The following is an 18,295-nucleotide window of genomic DNA, read 5'->3' as shown; positions in this document are numbered from 1 at the left end:
GCATCCAGTCACGGATTTAGCCGGTCAATTGCCCGGCGTGGTGGCCGGAGCCGGGGCCGAAGGAGCGGGGCGGTTGCCTCCACGATGCCAGTCTGGGTGCTGGGCCCGCATCTGCTGGCGCGCGGCCTGCCGTTCCTCGCGGGTGACCTGACCGTCCTTGTTGGTGTCCATCTTGTCGAAGCGGCTCATCGCGGCGGCCACGAATTCGGCCTTTGTCACGGAGCCGTCCTTGTTGGCGTCGGCCATGCCGGCCATGTCACCACGGCCGCCGAAACCGCCGGGGCCGCGATCGCCGCCGGGTCCGCGCCCGCCGTGATCGCCGGGGCCACGCTTGCCCGGGCCCCAGTTACCGGGGCCACCGTTTCCGGGCCCCCGATCGGCCATGAATTCGGCCTTGGAGATCGAACCGTCACCATTGGTATCAAGGCGCTTGAACTGCTCTTCGCGCATTTGCGCGCGGCGGGCGTCGCGGTCGGCCTGATCGATCTTGCCGTCCTTGTTGACGTCGAGCCGGGCGAACGCCGCTTCGGCAGCGGCCTGCGCTTCGGCGCGGGTGACAGTGCCGTCGCCATTGGCGTCGGCCTTGAAATCGTGTCCGGGGCGACCGGCACTCTGGGGCGTCTGGGCAACGGCCACGCCGCTGATCGTCAGCGCGGCGGCGGAGAGGCCGATGGCAAGCTTGGTCAGGCGATTCGTCATATCGGTTCTCGTCTGCTCCAGCCAAAAATATGGCGTCAGGAATACGGCGCGAAAATACAGCGAAAGCCGCGGGGCGGGGGAAGGGAGGGGAAGAACTGCCCCGCAGCTTTCAGCCTTGTTTTTTAAGCCTCGCTTGTCGCGCAGTTGTGCCGGTCCGCCCGATTATTGTCGTTAATTGTCACAAGTCTGGCACCGGGTTCATGCAGACGCAAGGTATCAGAGCTTGTTTGGAAATTCGCTGCAGGCGAATTTCGCGGCACCGGCCCACTCCCCTAAACCCGGTCACGGCCGGATTCAAACAGACTCTCAGCGCGGCCGGTTCTCGGTGCCCATCCCGGCCGTCACGAACAGCGCGCTGGCAGGGGCGGAGATGTCAGCGGTGTGCCACGCTCCGGGCGGATTGATCGCATATTGCCCGGCGGCGAGCGTGACGGTCCGCTTGTCGCCGTCCGCCAATTCCTGATGGAGCGTGATCGTCCCGGTCAGGCAGACCACCAGCTCGTCGCCCGCAGGATGCATTTCCCACGAGGTCCAGCTTTCGGTGAATTCGTACATCGAGACGAGCCGTCCCTCAGCGCCGTCGGCCTCGGTGCGGGCCGCATAGTCGGCGTACCATTCCATGCCGGTGAAGGCAGGTTGCGCCTCGGCACGGGCACCGAGGCCAAGGTGGACGGGATAAGTTTCGAGGCTGAGGGCCCCGGTTTGTGGCGACTCGTCGGTCATGTGGCGCGCTCCTTCCGGCAATGCGCTTGCCGGAAGGAGGCTACTGCCGCGAAAGCTCCGCTACAAGCTCAGAGCGGGGCGCACTGCTCTTCGAGCCATGCCAGGGTATCGGCATCGTCCGCGCCCGAAAGCTGCGGGGCGATGACGTCGCGCACGCGGGCGTGGTAGGCGTTCCACCACGCGGTTTCCTCGTGCGAAAGCAGCGCGGTGTCGACAAGGCGGCGCTCGATCGGCGCGAGCGTCAGCGTCTCGAAGCCGTAGTACTCGCCGTCCGCGCCCGCGAATGCGCGCGTTTCGACCAGCACCAGGTTCTCGATGCGGATGCCGTATTCGCCCGCCTTGTAATAGCCCGGCTCGTCGCTGAGGATCATGCCGGGGATCAGTTCCTGCGCGGTGCCGGCCTGTCCGCCCGCCGCCTTGGCGATGCGCTGCGGGCCTTCGTGGACCGAGAGGAAGCTGCCGACGCCGTGGCCGGTGCCATGGGCATAGTCGAGCCCGACCGACCACAGGAACTGGCGCGCCAGCACGTCGAGCTGGCTGCCGTTGGTGCCCTTGGGGAAGACCGCGCGGTCGATGGCGATATTGCCCTTGAGCACGCGGGTGAAGCGGTCCTTCACTTCGGCGAGAGGTTCGCCGGTGCCGATCCATACGGTGCGCGTGATGTCGGTGGTGCCGCAGGGATACTGGCCGCCCGAATCGACGAGATAGACGCTCTCCGGCTCCAGCGTCAGGCTCGATTCGTCGGTGACGCGGTAGTGCGGGCTGGCGCCGTTCGGCCCCGCAGCGGAGATCGTGTCGAACGAGAGATCGCGCAAGTCGCCGCAGCGCTGACGGAATTCGAGCAGCTTGGCAGCCGCGCTCATCTCGGTGATCTCGCCCTTCGGCCCTTCGACCGCGAGCCAGTGGAGGAAGCGGGTCACGGCAACGCCGTCGATCGCCTGCGCCTCGCGCTGGCCCTGCTGCTCGACCGCGTTCTTCACGGCCTTGGGCAGGATCGTCGGATCGCGTTCCTCGATCACGGTGGCGCCCGCCTTGCGCAGCGTCTCGAAGATCGCGGCCACGGCATTGTCGGGATCCACCGCGACGCGCTTGCCGGAAAGCTTCTCCAGCCCGGCGATGAAGGCATCGCGCGGCAGCACCGTCACCGCATTGCCGAGATGGCGGCGCAGTTCGGGCGTGACCTTCTCGTCGGCGATGTAGAGATCGGCGGTGCCGTTTGCGTGCGCGACGACGTAGGACAGCGCGACCGGAGTGTGATCCACGTCGGTGCCGCGAATGTTGAGCAGCCATGCCACCGAATCGAGCGCCGAGACGACCGTGGCGTCGAGCCCGCGCGCGGTGAGCCATTCGGACACTTCGGCGCGCTTGGCCTTGCTCGACCGGCCGGCAAGGCCGTCGTCATGGACAAGTGCGGGCGCGGGCGAGGGCAGCGGCTGGTCCTGCCACACCGCGTCGATCGGATTGCCGTTCACGGGAACGAGCGTGGCGCCCTTCGCGGCGAGCGCGGCCTGCGCGGCTTCGGCCCACTTCGAGCCGTGGAGCCAGGCGTCGTAGCCGATCTTCGCACCCTTGGGCGCATGCTCGCCCAGCCAGCGCGCGGGGCTGGTTTGCGGCACGCTTTCATAGGCATAGAACTTGCCGTCGACCTGTTCGCGCACTTGCAGCGTGTAGCGGCCGTCCACGAACATCGCGGCTCCCGGAGAGAGCCGCGAATCGGTCAGCACCACGGCGGTCCCGGCGGAGCCGCCGAAGCCGGTGAGCCAGGCGAGCCGCTGCGCATAGGCGCCGACATATTCGCTCATGTGCTCGTCGCTGATCGGAATCACGAAGCCATCGAGGCCGCGCGACTTGAGTTCCTGGCGCAGGGCATCGAGCCGCGCCTCATGGGTATTCATCAACATGGATTCGGTATCCGGCTTGCGGGGGTCATGGGGGCAACATAGGGCCCGTGCTGCGGAAGGGAAAGCATCGGGGCTGGCAATTGCTGCGCAGAAGGTGGGCGGAAGGCAGGCCCGAAACATGGCGAAACGGCCCGTTCAACACCTCGTCGTCCCCGCGAAGGCGGGGACCCCGCTTGTTCTTTTTCCGGTAGCCGGGTGAATCAGGCAAGAAAAGCGGGGCCCCTGCATTCGCGGGGGCGACGGGTTTGGTTTGGGAGGCTGGGTGGTTGATGGCGGCCAAGGCTCCGTTATCGACAAGCGCGACACTTTCCCTTTCGCGAGGCAGGCCCTAGATCGTGCCCATGGCAGATTCCACCCAGACCCTTGCGGGTCCTCCACAGGCGGCGAAGAAGCCGCAGAGCTTCACCCGCCACGGCGTGACCGTCGAGGACGATTACGCATGGCTGCGCGATGCCGGCTATCCGGAAGTCACCGATAAGGAAGTGCTCACGCATCTTGAGGCCGAGAACCAGTGGTTCGAAGGCCGCATGGCCGGCCAGCAGGCCAAGATCGACGCGCTGTTCAAGGAAATGCGCGCGCGGATCAAGGAGGCCGACAAGTCGGTGCCGCAGAAGGACGGCGATTACCTCTACTGGATCGAGTTCGAGGAAGCCGCCGAGTACAAGAAGTGGTGGCGCCGCCCGGTCGGCGCCAAGGATGACGGTTCCGCCGACGAGCTGATCCTTGACGAAGTGGCGCTGGCCGAGGGCAAGGACTACTTCAACCTGGGCGCCATCTCCACCAGCGCCAATGGCAAGCTGCTGGCCTATTCTGTGGACGACAACGGCTCCGAGCGCTTCACCGTCCATATCAAGGACCTTGTCACCGGCGAACTGCTGGCGGACGAGATTCCGGGCACGCTGTCCGCGCTCGTCTGGGTCGCGGACGACAAGGGCCTCGTCTACTCGCTCGCCAACGAGCAGTGGCGCACCGACAATGCCCGCCTGCACTGGCTGGGCCAGCCGCTGGAAAGCGATGTCGAGCTGTACCACGAGGATGACGAGGGTTTCCGCGTCGGCTCCTCGCTCTCGGCCAACGAGAAGTGGCTGCTGATCGGCAGCAGCGATCACGAAACCAGTGAAACCCGCATGGTTTCGGCGGCCGATCCGCTGGGCGAACAGATCCTCGTCAAGCCGCGCCGGAAGGGCGTGGAGTACGATGTCGATGAGCGCGAGGGCGTGCTCTACATCCACACCAACGACACGCACGAGAACTTCCGCCTTGCCACCGCGCCGCTCGCCAATCCCGGCGAATGGACCACGCTGATCGAAGGCACGGACGCGTTCTACCTGACCGGCACCGACCTGTTCCGCGACTTCTACGTGGTCGAGGGCCGCAAGACGGTGGGGGCCGGGGCCGGGCTCGACCGGATCGAGGTGCGTTACTACGACGATCCCGCCCGCGTGGAGCCGATCTCGTTCCCCGAGGCGAGCTATTCGGCCGGTCTCGCCAACAATCCCGAATGGCACGTGACGACGCTGCGCCTGACCTACGAATCGATGGTCAGCCCCTCGACGGTCTATGATTATGACGTGGCCGCGCGCACGCTGGACGTGCTCAAGGTGCAGGAAATCCCCTCGGGCTACGACGCCGCGCTCTATGCCACCGAACGGCTGGAGATCGTCGCGCGCGATGGAACGCCGGTGCCGGTTTCGGTGGTCTATCGCCGTGATCGCGTCGGGGCCGGGCCGCTGCATCTCTATGGTTATGGTGCTTACGGCATCTCCATCGATCCGGGCTTCTCGACCACGCGGCTCAGCCTTGTCGACCGCGGCTTCGCTTATGCCATCGCGCATATCCGGGGCGGCGACGACATGGGCCGCGCCTGGTACAAGGCGGGCAAGCTCGAAAAGCGCACCAATACGTTCAATGACTTCGTGGACGTGGCCAAGGGCCTTGTCGAACGCGGCTTTACCGCGGCGGGCAAGATCTCGATCTCCGGCGGATCGGCGGGCGGCGAGCTGATGGGCGCGGTGATCAATTCCGATCCCGAGCTGTTCGGCGCGGTGGTGGCGCATGTGCCCTTCGTGGACGTGCTCAACACGATGCTCGACGATACCCTGCCGCTGACTCCGGGCGAGTGGCCGGAATGGGGCAACCCGATCGAGGACAAGGCCGCTTTCGAGCTGATCCTCAGCTATTCGCCTTACGATCAGGTCAAGGCGCAGGCCTATCCGCCGCTGATGGTGACGGCGGGCCTCAACGACCCGCGCGTGACTTATTGGGAACCGGCCAAGTGGGTGGCGAAGCTGCGCGAGCTGAAGACCGACCGCAACGAGCTGATCCTCAAGACCAACATGGGTGCGGGCCACGGCGGCAAGTCCGGCCGCTTCGAAAGCCTGAAGGAAACGGCGGAGGAATTCGCTTTCATCCTCTGGCAGCTTGGCATCGAAGGCTGAGGGCGCCTTGAGCGACCGGTTCTCGACCACCTTTACGGCGCGGGCCCATGACATCGATGTCATGGGCCACGTCAACAATGCGGTCTGGGTGCAGTGGATGGAGGCCATCGCCGTCGCCCACTGGGAGGCCGATGCCACGCCCGAGCAGGTCGAGCGCTATGTCTGGGTCGTGACCCGGCACGAGATCGACTATCGCGGCAATATCGCCGAGGGCGAGAGCGTGACGGCGGAGACTTTCATTCCCGAAGGCCCCACCGGCGCGCGGTTCGACCGGCGTGTCGAGTTCCGCAACGCCGCCGGCAAGGTGATCGTCGCCGCGAAGACGACCTGGGCGATGATCGACAGGCAAACCGGGCGGATCATGCGCGTTCCGCCGGAAGTCGCCGTGCGCTTCAGTGCAGGTTGACGACCGTGGGGTCGGGCGCCGCCTCGGGATCTGATGCGAGGGGAGGGGGCGCCGCGAACGTGGTGCTCTCGGTGCGGTTCCGTCCGGACGCCTTGGCTTCGTAAAGCAGGCGGTCGCAAGTGCGATAGAGGTCGGTGAAGCGCATCGGCGGCGCGGCGGTGACCATGCCCATGCTGGCGGTGACCGGCCGGTCCAGCATCGGCACTTCGGCAGCGATCCGGGTCGGGATCGCCTGCCGCCGCCGCTCCGCCCGCTCGGCCCCGTTGCGGCCGCGCAGCAGCAGCAGGAATTCCTCGCCGCCGAGACGGACCGCCACGGTATCCTCGTCGGGCATCAGCGCCACCGCCACCGCGCGCAGCACGGTATCGCCGGTGGCATGGCCGCGCGTGTCGTTGATCTGCTTGAAATGGTCGAGGTCCAGCACCGCCATGGTATCGAACCCGTCGAGCACGAGGCGGGTATAGCGCTCCTCGAACCCGCGACGGTTGTAGAGCCCGGTCAGCGGATCGCGCTCGGCCAGGCTTTCGAGGATGCGGGCCTGGGTGATGGCGCGGTCGCGCTGGTCCTTGATCGCCATGAAGCGGTCCGCCGCGCCCAGCGTGGTGACGAGCACTTCGAACGCGATGGAGAAGTGCTGGATGCCCATCAGCCCCATTGGCGTATCGGTCGCGCCCAGCATCGAGGTGATGCGCACCACGCCCATCGTCATCAGCGGTGCCCAGCCGACGATCTGGAACCAGACCGTGCGGCTGCCGCGCAGGGCCGCCGTCGCCATCGTCCAGCCGAGCAGGAAGATGAAGGGCAGGAACGAGGCGTAGTAGACCGTGGCGACGCTGGACAGCAGCACGCCGCTGGCGACATTGTAGTAGACCGCCCAGAACAGCACCCAGGGGATCGTCGCCGTCAGCAGCAATTTCTGCCGCTTGCCCAGCATGCCGGGTTCGAGCAGGTTGTCGAAGAAGCGGGCGCCGGCGATGATGATCAGGCTCCAGCTCAGCGAGGACAGCAGGCAGAGCTGGTTGAGCGACAGCGACGCGAAGCGGTTGACGATGCCGCTGGCGACCGCCGTCTGAAGCAGCATCGCGAAGACGCCGAGCGCGTGCCACAGCGCGAAAGGCTGACGCAGCACGCGGTAGATCGCGAAATTGAGCGCCAGCGGCATGAACATCAGGCCGCAGAGCGCGGCCAGCACCAGTTCGTCCCGGCTCACCGCCGCCTCGCTGGGGGGCGGCATGATCCGCGCGTCGGAGAGCAGGCCCTTGTGGCGCGGGCCGGTCACTTCAAGGACATAGGCGGCCACCGGCTTGTGGCTCGCGCCGGAAAGGCGGGGAAGCGGCATGCGCATTGTCCACGAGGTGGAGGAGAAGCTGAGGTCCTCGGGCCGGATCTCCCGCGTGACGCTGCTGCCGTCGATGCCGATCACGGTCAGCTGCATGGCGGCGAATCGGGTGAGGCGGGTGATCAGCACTTCGCCGGGGACCGGAGTGCTGCCCGCCATATCGAGCCGCACGAAACTGGCCTGGCTGCCGTCTATCGGCCAGGTGCTGCGCCGGCAGTCCCACCGCGCGGGATCGCGGGCCAGCGCGGCTCCGGACGCGGATTCCGGGGCCAGTGTAGTGCAGACCGAGCCGGGGGCGAAAGTGGCGGCAGGAGACGCGTCGGCTGGAGCAGCGACCGCAAGCAGCGCGAAGATCGCCGCCGCCAAGCCGATGAGAAAGTGCCGTGCCCGCCAGAACATATTCGCCCTGTAGAGCACGGCGCTCAAAATGTGGTTAACAGGTAGGCAAAAATTACCCGAGCAGACTTGCCGTGGGCACATATTCGTAGCCGAGTTCGCTGGCCACGGCTTCGAAGGTGACTTTGCCGGCATGGACGTTCAGGCCCTCGGCAAGGTGCGGATCGGCCTTGAGCGCGGCCTTCCAGCCAAGGTTGGCGATCGCCAGCGCGTGCGGCAGCGTCACGTTGTTCAGCGCGTAAGTGCTGGTGCGCGCCACCGCGCCAGGCATGTTGGCGACGCAGTAGTGAACGATCCCGTCCACCACGAACGTAGGCTCGGCATGGGTGGTGGGGTGGCTGGTTTCGAAGCAGCCGCCCTGATCGATGGCCACGTCCACCAGCACCGCGCCGGGCTTCATGGTGGAGAGCATCGCGCGCGATACCAGCTTGGGCGCGGCGGCGCCCGGGATCAGCACCGCGCCGATCACCAGATCCGCATCGGCCACGCTCTCGGCCAGGTTGGCGGTGCTGGAGAAGCGCGTCTTGGCGCGCGCTTCGAAGTAGATGCCCAGACGTTCGAGCACGTCGGGGCTGCGGTCGAGAATGGTCACGTCGGCGCCGAGGCCGACGGCCATCTGCGCGGCATTGAAGCCGACCACGCCGCCGCCGATCACCGCGACTTTGCCCGGCATCACGCCCGGCACGCCGCCCAGCAGCACGCCGCGCCCGCCGTGGGCCTTCTCCAGCGCGGTCGCACCCGCCTGGATCGACATGCGGCCCGCCACCTGGCTCATCGGCTTGAGCAGCGGCAACTGGCCGCCGGGGCCGGTCACGGTCTCATAGGCGATGGCGGTGACGCCGGATTTCACGAGGTCCGCCGTCTGCTCCGGATCGGGCGCGAGGTGCAGGTACGTGTAGAGGATCTGGCCTTCGCGCAGCATGGCGCGCTCGGCCGCCTGCGGCTCCTTGACCTTCACGATCATCTCGCAGCCTTCGAAGACTTCGCGGGCCGTGGCCACGAGCTTCGCGCCCTGCCGGGCATAGGCCTCGTCGCTGGCGCCGATACCGAGGCCGGCGCCCTGTTCGACCCAGACCTCGTGGCCATGGGCGACCAGTTCGCACACGCTCTCCGGCGTGAGGCCGACGCGATATTCGTGATTCTTGATTTCCCGGACGGTACCGACACGCATGATTTCGACTCCGCAAAACTTTCCTGCCGACCGAAATACACCCGCCTCGCTGCAAAGTTTCACCGAATTGGGCTTTGCTTCAAGCGAGAACAGGAATATTTCCCTCTCTTGAAACAAACGACAAGAGATTTTCCCATGGACCGGGCAGACCGCGCACTCCTTGAAGCGTTGCAGGCGGACTCCTCCCGCTCGATCGCGGATCTGGCCGTGCTGGTGAATCTCTCGTCCTCCGCCTGCCACCGCCGGATCCGGGTGCTGGAGGAGCAGGGGATGATCCTTGGCTACGCGGCACGGGTCGATGCCCGGCGGCTGGGGCTCTCGGTGGAAGTCTTCGTGGAGATCACGCTGACCAGCCAGAGCCGGGAAGCCATGGAACGCTTCGAACGCGCGGTGGGCGATTTCGACGACATCCTCGAATGCCACCTGATGTCGGGCGCGGCGGATTACCAGCTACGCGTGGCGGCGGTGGATCTCGATCATTACGACCGGATCCACCGCGATTGTCTGGCGCGGTTGCCGGGGGTTTCGTCGATGCGGACGAGCTTTTCGCTGCGGCGGATCAAGCGGTTCGAGGGGTATGCAGTGCCTTGAGGCTGGTTCCTCCCCCTTACGCAGGGGAGGAATTGCCTAGCGCATCGCCTCAATGCGCATCCCGCAGATCCTGCGTGATGATCCGATCCCGTGCCGCGCGGATATCGCCCGTTTCGTACTGGATCGACAGCCGTTCCTTGTCGCTGGCGCGGTACATGCTTTCGGCATTGTCGATCTGCTCGCCCGACAGGCCGAGGTCTTCCAGAGCCTCGCGCGCCATCAAGACGGCCGATTCCATCACTTCGCGCACCATGAAGGTGACCGGGGCATCCATCAGCCGGATCATCGTGCGCCGGTCGAAGACGCGGGCCATGATGCGGGCATTGGGGAAGGCCTCGTGCACGCCCAGCAGGAAGCTTTCGGAAAGCTGGTCGCCGTCGATGCAGAACACCAGCATCTGCGCCTCGCCCGCGCCCGCCTGCCGCAGCAGGTCGATACGCGTGCCGTCACCGAACCAGACTTTGGCACCGAAGCCGCTGGCCACGTCGATCATCTCGATATCGGTATCGATCAGAGTGACGGCGATCTCGGCGGCGATCAGCACTTGCGCCACGGTCTGCCCGAACCGGCCATAGCCGACGACGAGCGCGCTGGCGCCGTCCAGGCGCGGGCCTTCGCGGGTTTCCTTGCTGGTGGGCATTTCGCGGATGCGCGCCGTGGCCATCATCAGGAACGGGGTGGTGACCATCGAAAGCGTGATGATCGCGCTGAACAGGCTGGCGGCGCTGGGGTCGATCAGCCACGCATCCTTGGCCTGCGCGAAGAGCACGAAGCCGAATTCGCCGCCCTGGCTGAGCAGGAGGCCGAGTGCCAGCGCGCTGCGCCAGTTCATCCGGAAGGCCAGAGCGATCAGGAAGATCACCCCGCTCTTCACCGCGATCAGCGCCAAAGCCATGGTGGCGACGAACAGCGGCCTTTCGGCAATCGCGGAAAGGTCCAGCATCATGCCCACGGACATGAAGAACAGGCCCAGCAGCAGCGTGCGGAACGGCTCGACATCGGCCTCCAGCTCGTGGCGGTAGGGCGTATCGGCCAGCATGACGCCGGCAACGAAGGCGCCCAGCGCGGTCGAGAGGCCCAGCGCCTGCATCAGCGCGGCCGAGGCGATAACCGTGAACAGCGCCGCGAAGACGAACATCTCGCGCTCGCCCAAATTGCCGATCAGGCGGAACAGCGGGCGGATCACGAAGCGTCCGGCGGCGATCAGTCCGGCGATGGCCGCCAGCGTGATGAGTGCCAGTTCCCAGCCCGGCGTGCCCGCGGGCAGGTTCGGGTTGCGGTTCATGGCCGCCGTGATCGTGATCAGCGGGATGATCGAGAGGTCCTGGAACAGCAGGATCGCGAAGGACCGCTCACCGAAGGGCGTATGCAGGCGGCCCTGGCTTTGCAGCAGCGGCAGCACCTGCGCGGTGGAGGACAGACCCAGCGGCAGGCCCAGCGCCAGCGAGGCCGCGACACTGAAGCCGGTGGAGAAATAGATCACCGCCGAGATCGCCAGCCCGCAGAGCGCCACTTGCAGCAGGCCGAGCCCGAAGATCTCGTTCCGCAGCCGCCAGAGCCGCCGGGGCGCGAGTTCGAGGCCGACGATGAACAGCAGGAACGTGATGCCCAGTTCGGCGATGCCCAGCTTGTTCTCGGGATCGCCGACCAGATTGAGGATGAAAGGCCCAAGGACAGCGCCCGCCAGCAGGTAACCCAGCGTGGCACCCAGGCCGAGGCGGCGGAACAGCAGGACGAAGGCAAGCGCAGTGCCGAGCAGCAGAAAGCCGTCGCGCAGCAGGAATGCCTGGGAATGATCTTGCATCGGGTCCTTTCGGGGGCAGGCACGCTCTATCGGCAATATCGGCAATGGGGGGCACGGCGTGATCCGGCCCCGCCGCAGGTTAGGGGTTTCCGCCGCAAATACCAAGGCTGGCTTCGCGGCCGTCGCCGCTCGTATGTCCTTGCTTGACCTTGCACGGCAATCCCGCTTTTCGTCGGGAATCAAGACTGCCGGGCCGAACGAAGGGCCATCGAGCGGTCGGGCGCATTCAAAGGGGCATATCCGATGCGAGCACTTCTACTGGCCGGGGCCGCCATGGCTCTGGTGACGGCACCGCTGTCCATGGCGGACGCGCAGTCCGGCGAGGCTCAGGCCTCGGCACAGATCGACAAGGTCATCGACGAGGGGCTGAGCCACAGTCAGGCGATGGCGAGTGCCTCCGAACTGATGGACGGCATCGGCCCGCGCCTCACCCATTCGGAGAACATCGAGCGCGCGCGGGACTGGGCCGTGGCCAAGTTCGCCGCCTATGGCCTCTCCAACGTCCACAAGGAGCCTTACCGCTTCGGCATGGGCTGGAACCTCGATTCGTGGTCGGCAGCGATGGTTTCGCCGCGTCCTCTGGTGATGCGCGCGATCCCCGTGGCGTGGTCTCCCGCGACCACGGGCACGCTGCGCGCGCCGGTGATCCTTGCGCCGATGACGCGCAAGGAGAACTTCGACGCATGGCGCGGCAAGCTGGCGGGCAAGATCGTCATGGTCAGCCTGCCCGGAACCGGCAGCGAGCCCGACAAGCCCGCGTTCCGCCGCCTTGAGGCCGGCGATATCGCCAAGAACGACCACTTCGACCTGCCGACGGGCGAGGACGAGGATGACGCTCGCTTCATCAAGCGGGTGATGTTCGCGGGCGAACTGTCCGAGTTCCTCAAGTCCGAAGGCGCGGTGGGCATGGTGCGCATGAGCGTGCGCGACGGCGGGCTGGTCCACGGCGAAGGCTATAACCTCGCGCCCGATCACGGGCTGGCGCTGCCCTTCATGGAGCTTGCTGCCGAGGATTACCGCCGTCTTGTCCGACTCGAAGTCACTGGCAAGGCACCCACGATGGAAATGGCGATCGCCGCGCGGTTCGACCGCAGCAACCTCGACGATGCCAACGTGATCGCCGACATTCCCGGCCGCGATCCCAAGGCGGGCTACGTCATGGCGGGCGGCCACTTCGATAGCTGGATCGCCGGCGACGGCGCCAGCGACAACGGCGCGGGTACTGTCGTGGTGATGGAGGCGGCGCGCATTCTCGCCAAGATGCCCAAGCCCCGCCGCACGATCCGCTTCGCGCTGTGGACGGGCGAGGAGCAGGGCCTGCTCGGCTCGATCGCCTATATCGAACAGCACATGGCGACGCGCGGGCTCGATCCCAACGTCTTGGGTCTGGAGCGCATGCAGCGCTGGACCACCGCCTGGCCGATCGCGACCAAGCCCGGTTATTCGGAAATGAAGGCCTATTTCAACCTCGACAACGGCTCGGGCAAGATCCGCGGCATCTATGGCGAGGGCAATATCGCCGCGATCCCGACGCTCCAGAAGTGGCTGAAGCCCTTCGCCTCGATGGGCGCAGACAGCGTCGTCGCCGGGCGGACCGGGGGCACCGATCACCAGTACATGCAGGCGATCGGGCTGCCCGCGTACCAGTTCCTTCAGGATCCGCTCGACTACGGCAGCCGCGTCCACCATTCGAGCATCGACACGGTCGACCATATGAAGGCGGACGATATCCGTCAGGCGGCGACGATCATGGCGGGCATGCTCTGGCAGGCGGCGAATTCGGACACCGAACTGCCCCGTCCGCCGCTGCCGACGAAGCCCAGCAAGGCCGATCCGTTCGTCGTGAAGGATCCCAACGCGCAGTAAGGGGGCTGGGGCTTCCTCTCCTGCAAGGGGAGGTGGCAGTCCGCAGGACTGACGGAGGGGTGTCCCGGCTAGCGTGGATACTCCTTCGCCGCCCATTCAAACTTCGGTCCGACGGGCACTCCCAACGGATTAAGAATCCCGTCGCCCCCGCGAAGGCGGGGCCCCCGCTTTCTTGAGTTCACGCAGAGACGCGGAGGCGCAGAGAGACCGTGCGGTGATCCGCCGTTCCCTCTGCGCCTCCGCGTGCTGAAAAAAAGAAGAAGCGGGGCCCCCGCCTTCGCGGGGGCGACGGGGTGCTTTGGTGGAAGCGGCGATGCAGGGCCGAAAGCCCGAGCGCGTGAACGCCTGAACGCTCCCGCCACCGCCTGCGTTAAAGCGGGCTGCCGTTCTCATCTCGATAGATATCGCGCCGCCCGACATGGTTCGCCGGGCCGACGTAGCCGTCCTGCTCCATGCGCTCCACCCACTTGGCGGCGGTGTTGTAGCCCACGCCCATTTGGCGCTGGAGCCACGAGACTGAGACTTTCTGGTTCTCGAACACCAATTGGCACACCTGACGGTACTTGCGCTCTTCCGGCGCGTCGGAGGCAGTGGCGTCGAGGTCATCGAAGCCGAACGAGCCTTCCTCCGGCTCGTTGGTGACGGCATCGACGTAGTCGGGCTTGCCCTGCGCACGCCAGTGATCGGCGACGTGTTCGACTTCCTCGTCCGACACGAACGGGCCGTGGACGCGCTTCACCGGGTCGGAGCTGGGCTTGTAGAGCATGTCGCCCTTGCCCAGCAGCTGCTCGGCGCCCTGTTCGCCCAGGATGGTGCGGCTGTCGATGCGGCTGGTGACGGCGAAGGACACGCGCGTCGGCAGGTTAGCCTTGATGACGCCGGTGATGACGTCGACCGAGGGGCGCTGCGTCGCCATGATCAGGTGGATGCCCGCCGCGCGGCTCTTTTGCGAGAGGCGCTGGATCAGCACTTCGATTTCCTTGCCGACGGTGACCATAAGGTCGGCCAATTCGTCGACGATGAGGACGATCTGCGGCAGCGTCTCGTAATCGAGCTGGCGATCCTCGTAGAGTTCCTCGCCCGTTTCGGGGTCGAAACCGATCTGGATGCGGCGTCCGAGCGGCTTGCCCTTGGCGGCGGCGGCGCGGACCTTCTCGTTGAAGCTGGCGAGGTTGCGGACGCTGATCTCGCTCATCTGGCGATAGCGGCGCTCCATTTCCTCCACCGCCCACTTGAGCGCGCGCACGGCCTTGGGCGGCTCGGTCACCACTGGCGAGAGCAAGTGCGGAATATCGTCGTAGCTCTTGAGTTCCAGCACCTTGGGATCGACCAGAATCAGGCGGCACTGCGCCGGCGTCAGGCGGTAGAGCAGCGAGAGCAGGATGGTGTTGAGGCCGACCGACTTACCGGAGCCGGTGGTACCGGCGACCAGCAAGTGTGGCATCGTCGCAAGGTCCGCCACCACCGGCTCGCCGGCGATGTCCTTGCCGAGGATGATCGGCAGCATGCCCTTGTGGTTGGCGAAGGCCTCGGAGGCGACCATTTCCTTGAACGAGACCATCTGGCGGTCCGCGTTCGGCAATTCGATGCCCATGACCGTGCGGCCGGGGATCGAGGAGACGCGGGCCGAGATCGCGGACATGTTGCGGGCGATATCGTCGGCCAGGCCGATCACGCGGCTGGCCTTGATGCCGGGCGCGGGTTCCAGTTCGTACATGGTGACGACCGGGCCGGTGCGCACCGCGGTAATCTCGCCCTTCACATTGAAGTCGTCGAGCACGGTTTCCAGCAGGCGCGCGTTGCGTTCGAGGCTGAGCTTGTCGATCTTGGGCTGCGAGTTCGGCAGTGGATCGTTGAGCAGTTCAAGGCCGGGCAGCGCGAACTTGTCGAACATGTCCTTCTGGCGATTGCCGATATTGAGCTGCGCGGGCGAGGCGGGGGCCTTGGGATCGCTGATCTCGGGCGCCTTGCGCGGCTTGGCGGCCGGTTCGCGGGCGCCTGCCGCGGCCGGCTCATCGTCGAAATCATCGTCCATGAACGGGGCGGACTGCGCTTTCGGGGCCTTTTCGCGTGACTTCTCGCGGACCTTTTCCGTTTCAGCCGTGCGCGGCGATGCCTCGTCCCGCGCGGGCAGGCGGCCGATGCGGCCGGGCAGGGTGAGCAGGCGGCCCCAGTCCCACGCGAAGACGCTGCCCGCCAGCATCAGCCCCGCGCCAAGGCAGACCACGGCGATCGCGAAAGTCAGCCATCCGGCGAACATGCCCGGCAGCAGCGCGGCCAGCGAGGTGATTGCCCAGGCCCCTAACAGGCCGGAAATCCCGCCCATCGATGCGGGCAGAGTGCCGCCCGGCTGGACGAAGGTCAGGCCCAGCACCGACGAGGTCGCCCCGGCTTGCGGGAACGCGAGGCTCAGCACCGTGGCGATCAGCATCATGGCCAGCGCCAGCACGAAGACCGGGCGCCACCAGCGCTGGTTCGAATGCTCGACCTCGCTGTCTTCCTCTTCCACCAGCAGCCAGAGCTTGCGCGCGAAGACGTAGAGCAGCGGCACGAACAGCGCCGAAACCGGGCCGAACAGCAGCAGCACGCGCTCCGCCACCCAGGCGCCCGCCGGGCCCGCCCAGTTCTCTGCCGGGCCGCCGGCGGCGGTGGAGGCGGAGGGATCGGTCTGGTGGTAGCTCAGCAGCGCCACGGCAAGGAACACCATCGCCGCAAAGAGCAGCAGTGCGCCGCCCAGTTCGGTCGCACGGCGCAGAGACCGCTTGAGCACTGCGCGCCAGTCCGGTTTGGCGATTCGCCGTCCGGGTGCGATGGGCCGTGTCGCCATTGGAATTTCCCTTGATTTCGGCCCGCAATATTGCGTCGGCGGGGGACTCGCCGTCAAGAATGGACCGTGAACAAGCCTGTGGGTGTTTGCTTTTGCGCGCCCGGGCGGGGTGTGAAGGCGCTTAGCCGAACGCGGCGATGGCGGCCCACTTGCGGGTGGGCAGGGTGCGGGCACGGCGTGACGTCATACCGCCAAGCGCGATGACTGGTACCCGCGCATGGGCGGCGAGCAAGTGGAATCGCGTGGGCCCGAGGGTCGCTGCGCCGGGGTGCGAGCGGGTGGCGAAAACCGGTGAAATCAGCACGATGTCCGCCCGCGCGCGGTGGGCTTTGGCGAGTTCGTGCAGCGAATGGACCGTGACGAGCCGCAGCGTCGCGGGGCCGCTCGCCAGCCGCTCCGGGGCGCCGTAAGCGCCGTCCGCGCCCCACCGCCGGGCCTCGCGGGGCGTGCCTGACAGCACGATCCAATGGCCGAAGCGGCGCGCCGTGCGCCGAAGCGCCTCGAAACGGGCACGGCGTTCGGCGGGCGGCAGGTGATAGTGCCGGAACACCAGCCCCGATCCGCGCGGCAGCCGCGCGAGCGCTTTTTTCAGCGCCGCGTCGTTCCGTACGTCGCTGATGAGCCAGATGTCGGGCCAAAAGTCTGGATGTGGTGGCTGGCGGTTCGGCACGGGGACGCTATAGCAGCGCGCCATGGATCAGCCAGCTTCTCCTCTTCAGGCCGTTCGCGCCCAGATCGCTCATGCCGCCGGCATCGCCGGCCGCAAGCCTGAGGCCATCGAACTCGTCGCCATTTCCAAGACCCATCCGGCCGAAGACATTCTGCCGCTCATCGCCGAGGGCCAGCGCGTGTTCGGCGAGAACCGCGTGCAGGAAGCCGAGGCCAAGTGGCCGGAACTGCGCGAGGCGCATCCCGATATTGCGCTTCACCTTGTCGGCCAGCTTCAGTCGAACAAGGCGGATGACGCGGTGGCGCTGTTCGATTGCATTCACTCGCTCGACCGGCCTTCGCTGGTCTCGGCGCTGGGCAAGGCGATGGACAAGGCCGGGCGGCGGGTTCCCTGCTTCGTGCAGGTGAATATCGGCGCGGAAGAGCAGAAGGGCGGCTGCCCGATTGCCGAAGTGCCCGCACTGCTGGCTTTGGCGCGCGAGGCGCAGATCCCGGTTGCCGGTCTGATGTGCGTGCCGCCAGCCGGGATCGAGGCGGCGCCGTTCTTCGCGCTGCTCGCCAAGATCGGTCGGGATAATGGCGTCTCCGGCCTGTCGATGGGGATGAGCGAGGACTTCGAGACCGCGATCATGCTCGGCGCGACGCATGTGCGTGTGGGCAGTGCGCTATTTGGGGCGCGGGGATAACCTAAGTCCTCCTCGGCACGGGGAGGGGGACCACCCGCAGGGTGGTGGAGGGGACTCGCGGTTTACACTGACATTGCGCGAGGACGAGAATCCCCTCCGTCAGTTCAGCGGACTGCCACCTCCCCGTCCCGGGGAGGACAGCTCCCGTCAAGCCATCCGAAACGCCAGCAGCGACAGCCCGAAGCCCGCGAACAACCCACCGGTCAGCCGGTTGAAAGCACGCTTCACGCCAGCGCGGCCGAGGTGGTGGGACAGCGCACGGCCGCTGAACGCGTAAACAGAGTACCAGAACGCCTCGATCACCGCGAAGACGGCCACCAGAATGGCGAACTGCGGCGCCTGCGGGCGGGCCGGGTCGATGAACTGCGGCAGGAAGGCCGCCGCGAAGACGATCGCCTTGGGATTGCTGATCGAGATCGCATAGCCACCCCGCAGCAGCGCCAGCCATGAAACCTCCGGCCGGACGGTCTGGGCAACACCGTCATCCTCGGAAACCGGCGCGCGCCATGCCTTGACGGCAAGGAACAGCAGATAACCGGCGCCGACAAGGCGCAAAGCCGTGAATGTCCCCGGCAGCGCATGAAGCAGCGCGCCAAGGCCGACGGCGGAGGCTGTCAGCAGGGTAACGAGACCCAGCAGGCAGCCCGCCATTGTTGCGATGGTGCGCTTCACGCCCAGTTCCACGCTGCGCGAAAGCACGTGGAGCATGTTCGGGCCCGGCGTCGCGCTCAGCAGGAAGACCGCGACCGCGTAGATCCAGAGGGTGTGAAGCGCCATCG

The 18,295-nt window shown here is 66.5% G+C and carries 14 protein-coding genes; 5 read left to right on the top strand and 9 right to left on the bottom strand.

Annotation, left to right across the window (positions count from 1 at the left end):
* Positions 1 to 24 precede the first annotated feature (24 nt).
* The 3 genes from AC1VVM_RS02970 to AC1VVM_RS02960 all read right to left on the bottom strand — a co-directional run bounded on the left by AC1VVM_RS02970 (position 25) and on the right by AC1VVM_RS02960 (position 3,323).
* Complete coding sequence (locus AC1VVM_RS02970) at positions 25 to 699, bottom strand: EF-hand domain-containing protein (RefSeq protein WP_482902723.1); 675 nt, start codon at positions 697 to 699, stop codon at positions 25 to 27.
* A 306-nt stretch (positions 700 to 1,005) separates the two neighbouring features.
* Positions 1,006 to 1,422, bottom strand: a complete 417-nt coding sequence (locus AC1VVM_RS02965) for a cupin domain-containing protein (protein WP_482902722.1) — start codon at positions 1,420 to 1,422, stop codon at positions 1,006 to 1,008.
* Between the two features lie 68 nt (positions 1,423 to 1,490).
* Entirely contained in the window at positions 1,491 to 3,323 is a 1,833-nt protein-coding gene (locus AC1VVM_RS02960; protein ID WP_482955820.1) for an aminopeptidase P family protein, read from the bottom strand.
* Between the two features lie 341 nt (positions 3,324 to 3,664).
* Here AC1VVM_RS02960 and AC1VVM_RS02955 point away from each other — a divergent pair, with 341 nt between their 5' ends.
* Positions 3,665 to 5,761 carry a S9 family peptidase gene (locus AC1VVM_RS02955; RefSeq protein ID WP_482955819.1) on the top strand — a complete coding sequence of 699 codons (2,097 nt, stop codon included), beginning with the start codon at positions 3,665 to 3,667 and terminating at the stop codon, positions 5,759 to 5,761.
* 7 nt (positions 5,762 to 5,768) lie between these two features.
* Positions 5,769 to 6,167: an acyl-CoA thioesterase gene (locus AC1VVM_RS02950; protein WP_482902719.1), complete on the top strand. Its 399-nt coding sequence runs from the start codon at positions 5,769 to 5,771 to the stop codon at positions 6,165 to 6,167.
* Here AC1VVM_RS02950 and AC1VVM_RS02945 read toward each other — a convergent pair.
* Both AC1VVM_RS02945 and ald read right to left on the bottom strand, forming a co-directional pair.
* Positions 6,154 to 7,905 carry a sensor domain-containing diguanylate cyclase gene (locus AC1VVM_RS02945; RefSeq protein ID WP_482955818.1) on the bottom strand — a complete coding sequence of 584 codons (1,752 nt, stop codon included), beginning with the start codon at positions 7,903 to 7,905 and terminating at the stop codon, positions 6,154 to 6,156. The genes AC1VVM_RS02950 and AC1VVM_RS02945 overlap by 14 nt on opposite strands.
* A gap of 52 nt (positions 7,906 to 7,957) precedes the next feature.
* A complete protein-coding gene (gene ald / locus AC1VVM_RS02940) occupies positions 7,958 to 9,073 on the bottom strand; it encodes an alanine dehydrogenase (protein WP_132389847.1) in 1,116 nt (371 codons plus the stop codon).
* 135 nt (positions 9,074 to 9,208) lie between these two features.
* Here ald and AC1VVM_RS02935 point away from each other — a divergent pair, with 135 nt between their 5' ends.
* Positions 9,209 to 9,664: an Lrp/AsnC family transcriptional regulator gene (locus AC1VVM_RS02935; protein ID WP_482902717.1), complete on the top strand. Its 456-nt coding sequence runs from the start codon at positions 9,209 to 9,211 to the stop codon at positions 9,662 to 9,664.
* A 49-nt stretch (positions 9,665 to 9,713) separates the two neighbouring features.
* Here AC1VVM_RS02935 and AC1VVM_RS02930 read toward each other — a convergent pair whose 3' ends face one another.
* Positions 9,714 to 11,468 (bottom strand): cation:proton antiporter domain-containing protein, encoded by a 1,755-nt coding sequence (locus AC1VVM_RS02930; RefSeq protein ID WP_482902716.1) that lies wholly within the window; start codon positions 11,466 to 11,468, stop codon positions 9,714 to 9,716.
* A 243-nt stretch (positions 11,469 to 11,711) separates the two neighbouring features.
* Here AC1VVM_RS02930 and AC1VVM_RS02925 point away from each other — a divergent pair, with 243 nt between their 5' ends.
* Positions 11,712 to 13,334: a M20/M25/M40 family metallo-hydrolase gene (locus AC1VVM_RS02925; protein ID WP_482955817.1), complete on the top strand. Its 1,623-nt coding sequence runs from the start codon at positions 11,712 to 11,714 to the stop codon at positions 13,332 to 13,334.
* Positions 13,335 to 13,704: 370 nt separating this feature from the next.
* Here the strand turns inward: AC1VVM_RS02925 and AC1VVM_RS02920 are convergent, their stop codons facing one another.
* Together AC1VVM_RS02920 and AC1VVM_RS02915 are read right to left on the bottom strand one after the other, a co-directional pair.
* The gene (locus tag AC1VVM_RS02920) at positions 13,705 to 16,161 is read right to left on the bottom strand and encodes a DNA translocase FtsK (RefSeq protein WP_482902714.1); all 2,457 of its coding nucleotides are present in this window, start codon (positions 16,159 to 16,161) and stop codon (positions 13,705 to 13,707) included.
* A 121-nt stretch (positions 16,162 to 16,282) separates the two neighbouring features.
* Positions 16,283 to 16,855: a thiamine phosphate synthase gene (locus AC1VVM_RS02915; RefSeq protein WP_482955816.1), complete on the bottom strand. Its 573-nt coding sequence runs from the start codon at positions 16,853 to 16,855 to the stop codon at positions 16,283 to 16,285.
* Between AC1VVM_RS02915 and AC1VVM_RS02910 the strand changes: the two genes are divergently transcribed.
* Positions 16,854 to 17,516 (top strand): YggS family pyridoxal phosphate-dependent enzyme, encoded by a 663-nt coding sequence (locus AC1VVM_RS02910; protein ID WP_482955815.1) that lies wholly within the window; start codon positions 16,854 to 16,856, stop codon positions 17,514 to 17,516. The genes AC1VVM_RS02915 and AC1VVM_RS02910 overlap by 2 nt on opposite strands.
* Before the next feature lie 147 nt (positions 17,517 to 17,663).
* Here the strand turns inward: AC1VVM_RS02910 and AC1VVM_RS02905 are convergent, their stop codons facing one another.
* Complete coding sequence (locus AC1VVM_RS02905; protein ID WP_482902711.1) at positions 17,664 to 18,293, bottom strand: LysE family translocator; 630 nt, start codon at positions 18,291 to 18,293, stop codon at positions 17,664 to 17,666.
* Positions 18,294 to 18,295: the final 2 nt, after the last annotated feature.

This window comes from Novosphingobium sp. BL-S-33 (genome assembly GCF_056857025.1).
The sequence above is the reverse complement of the archived record's forward strand: the minus strand, read 5'-3'. Positions and strand labels throughout refer to the sequence as shown.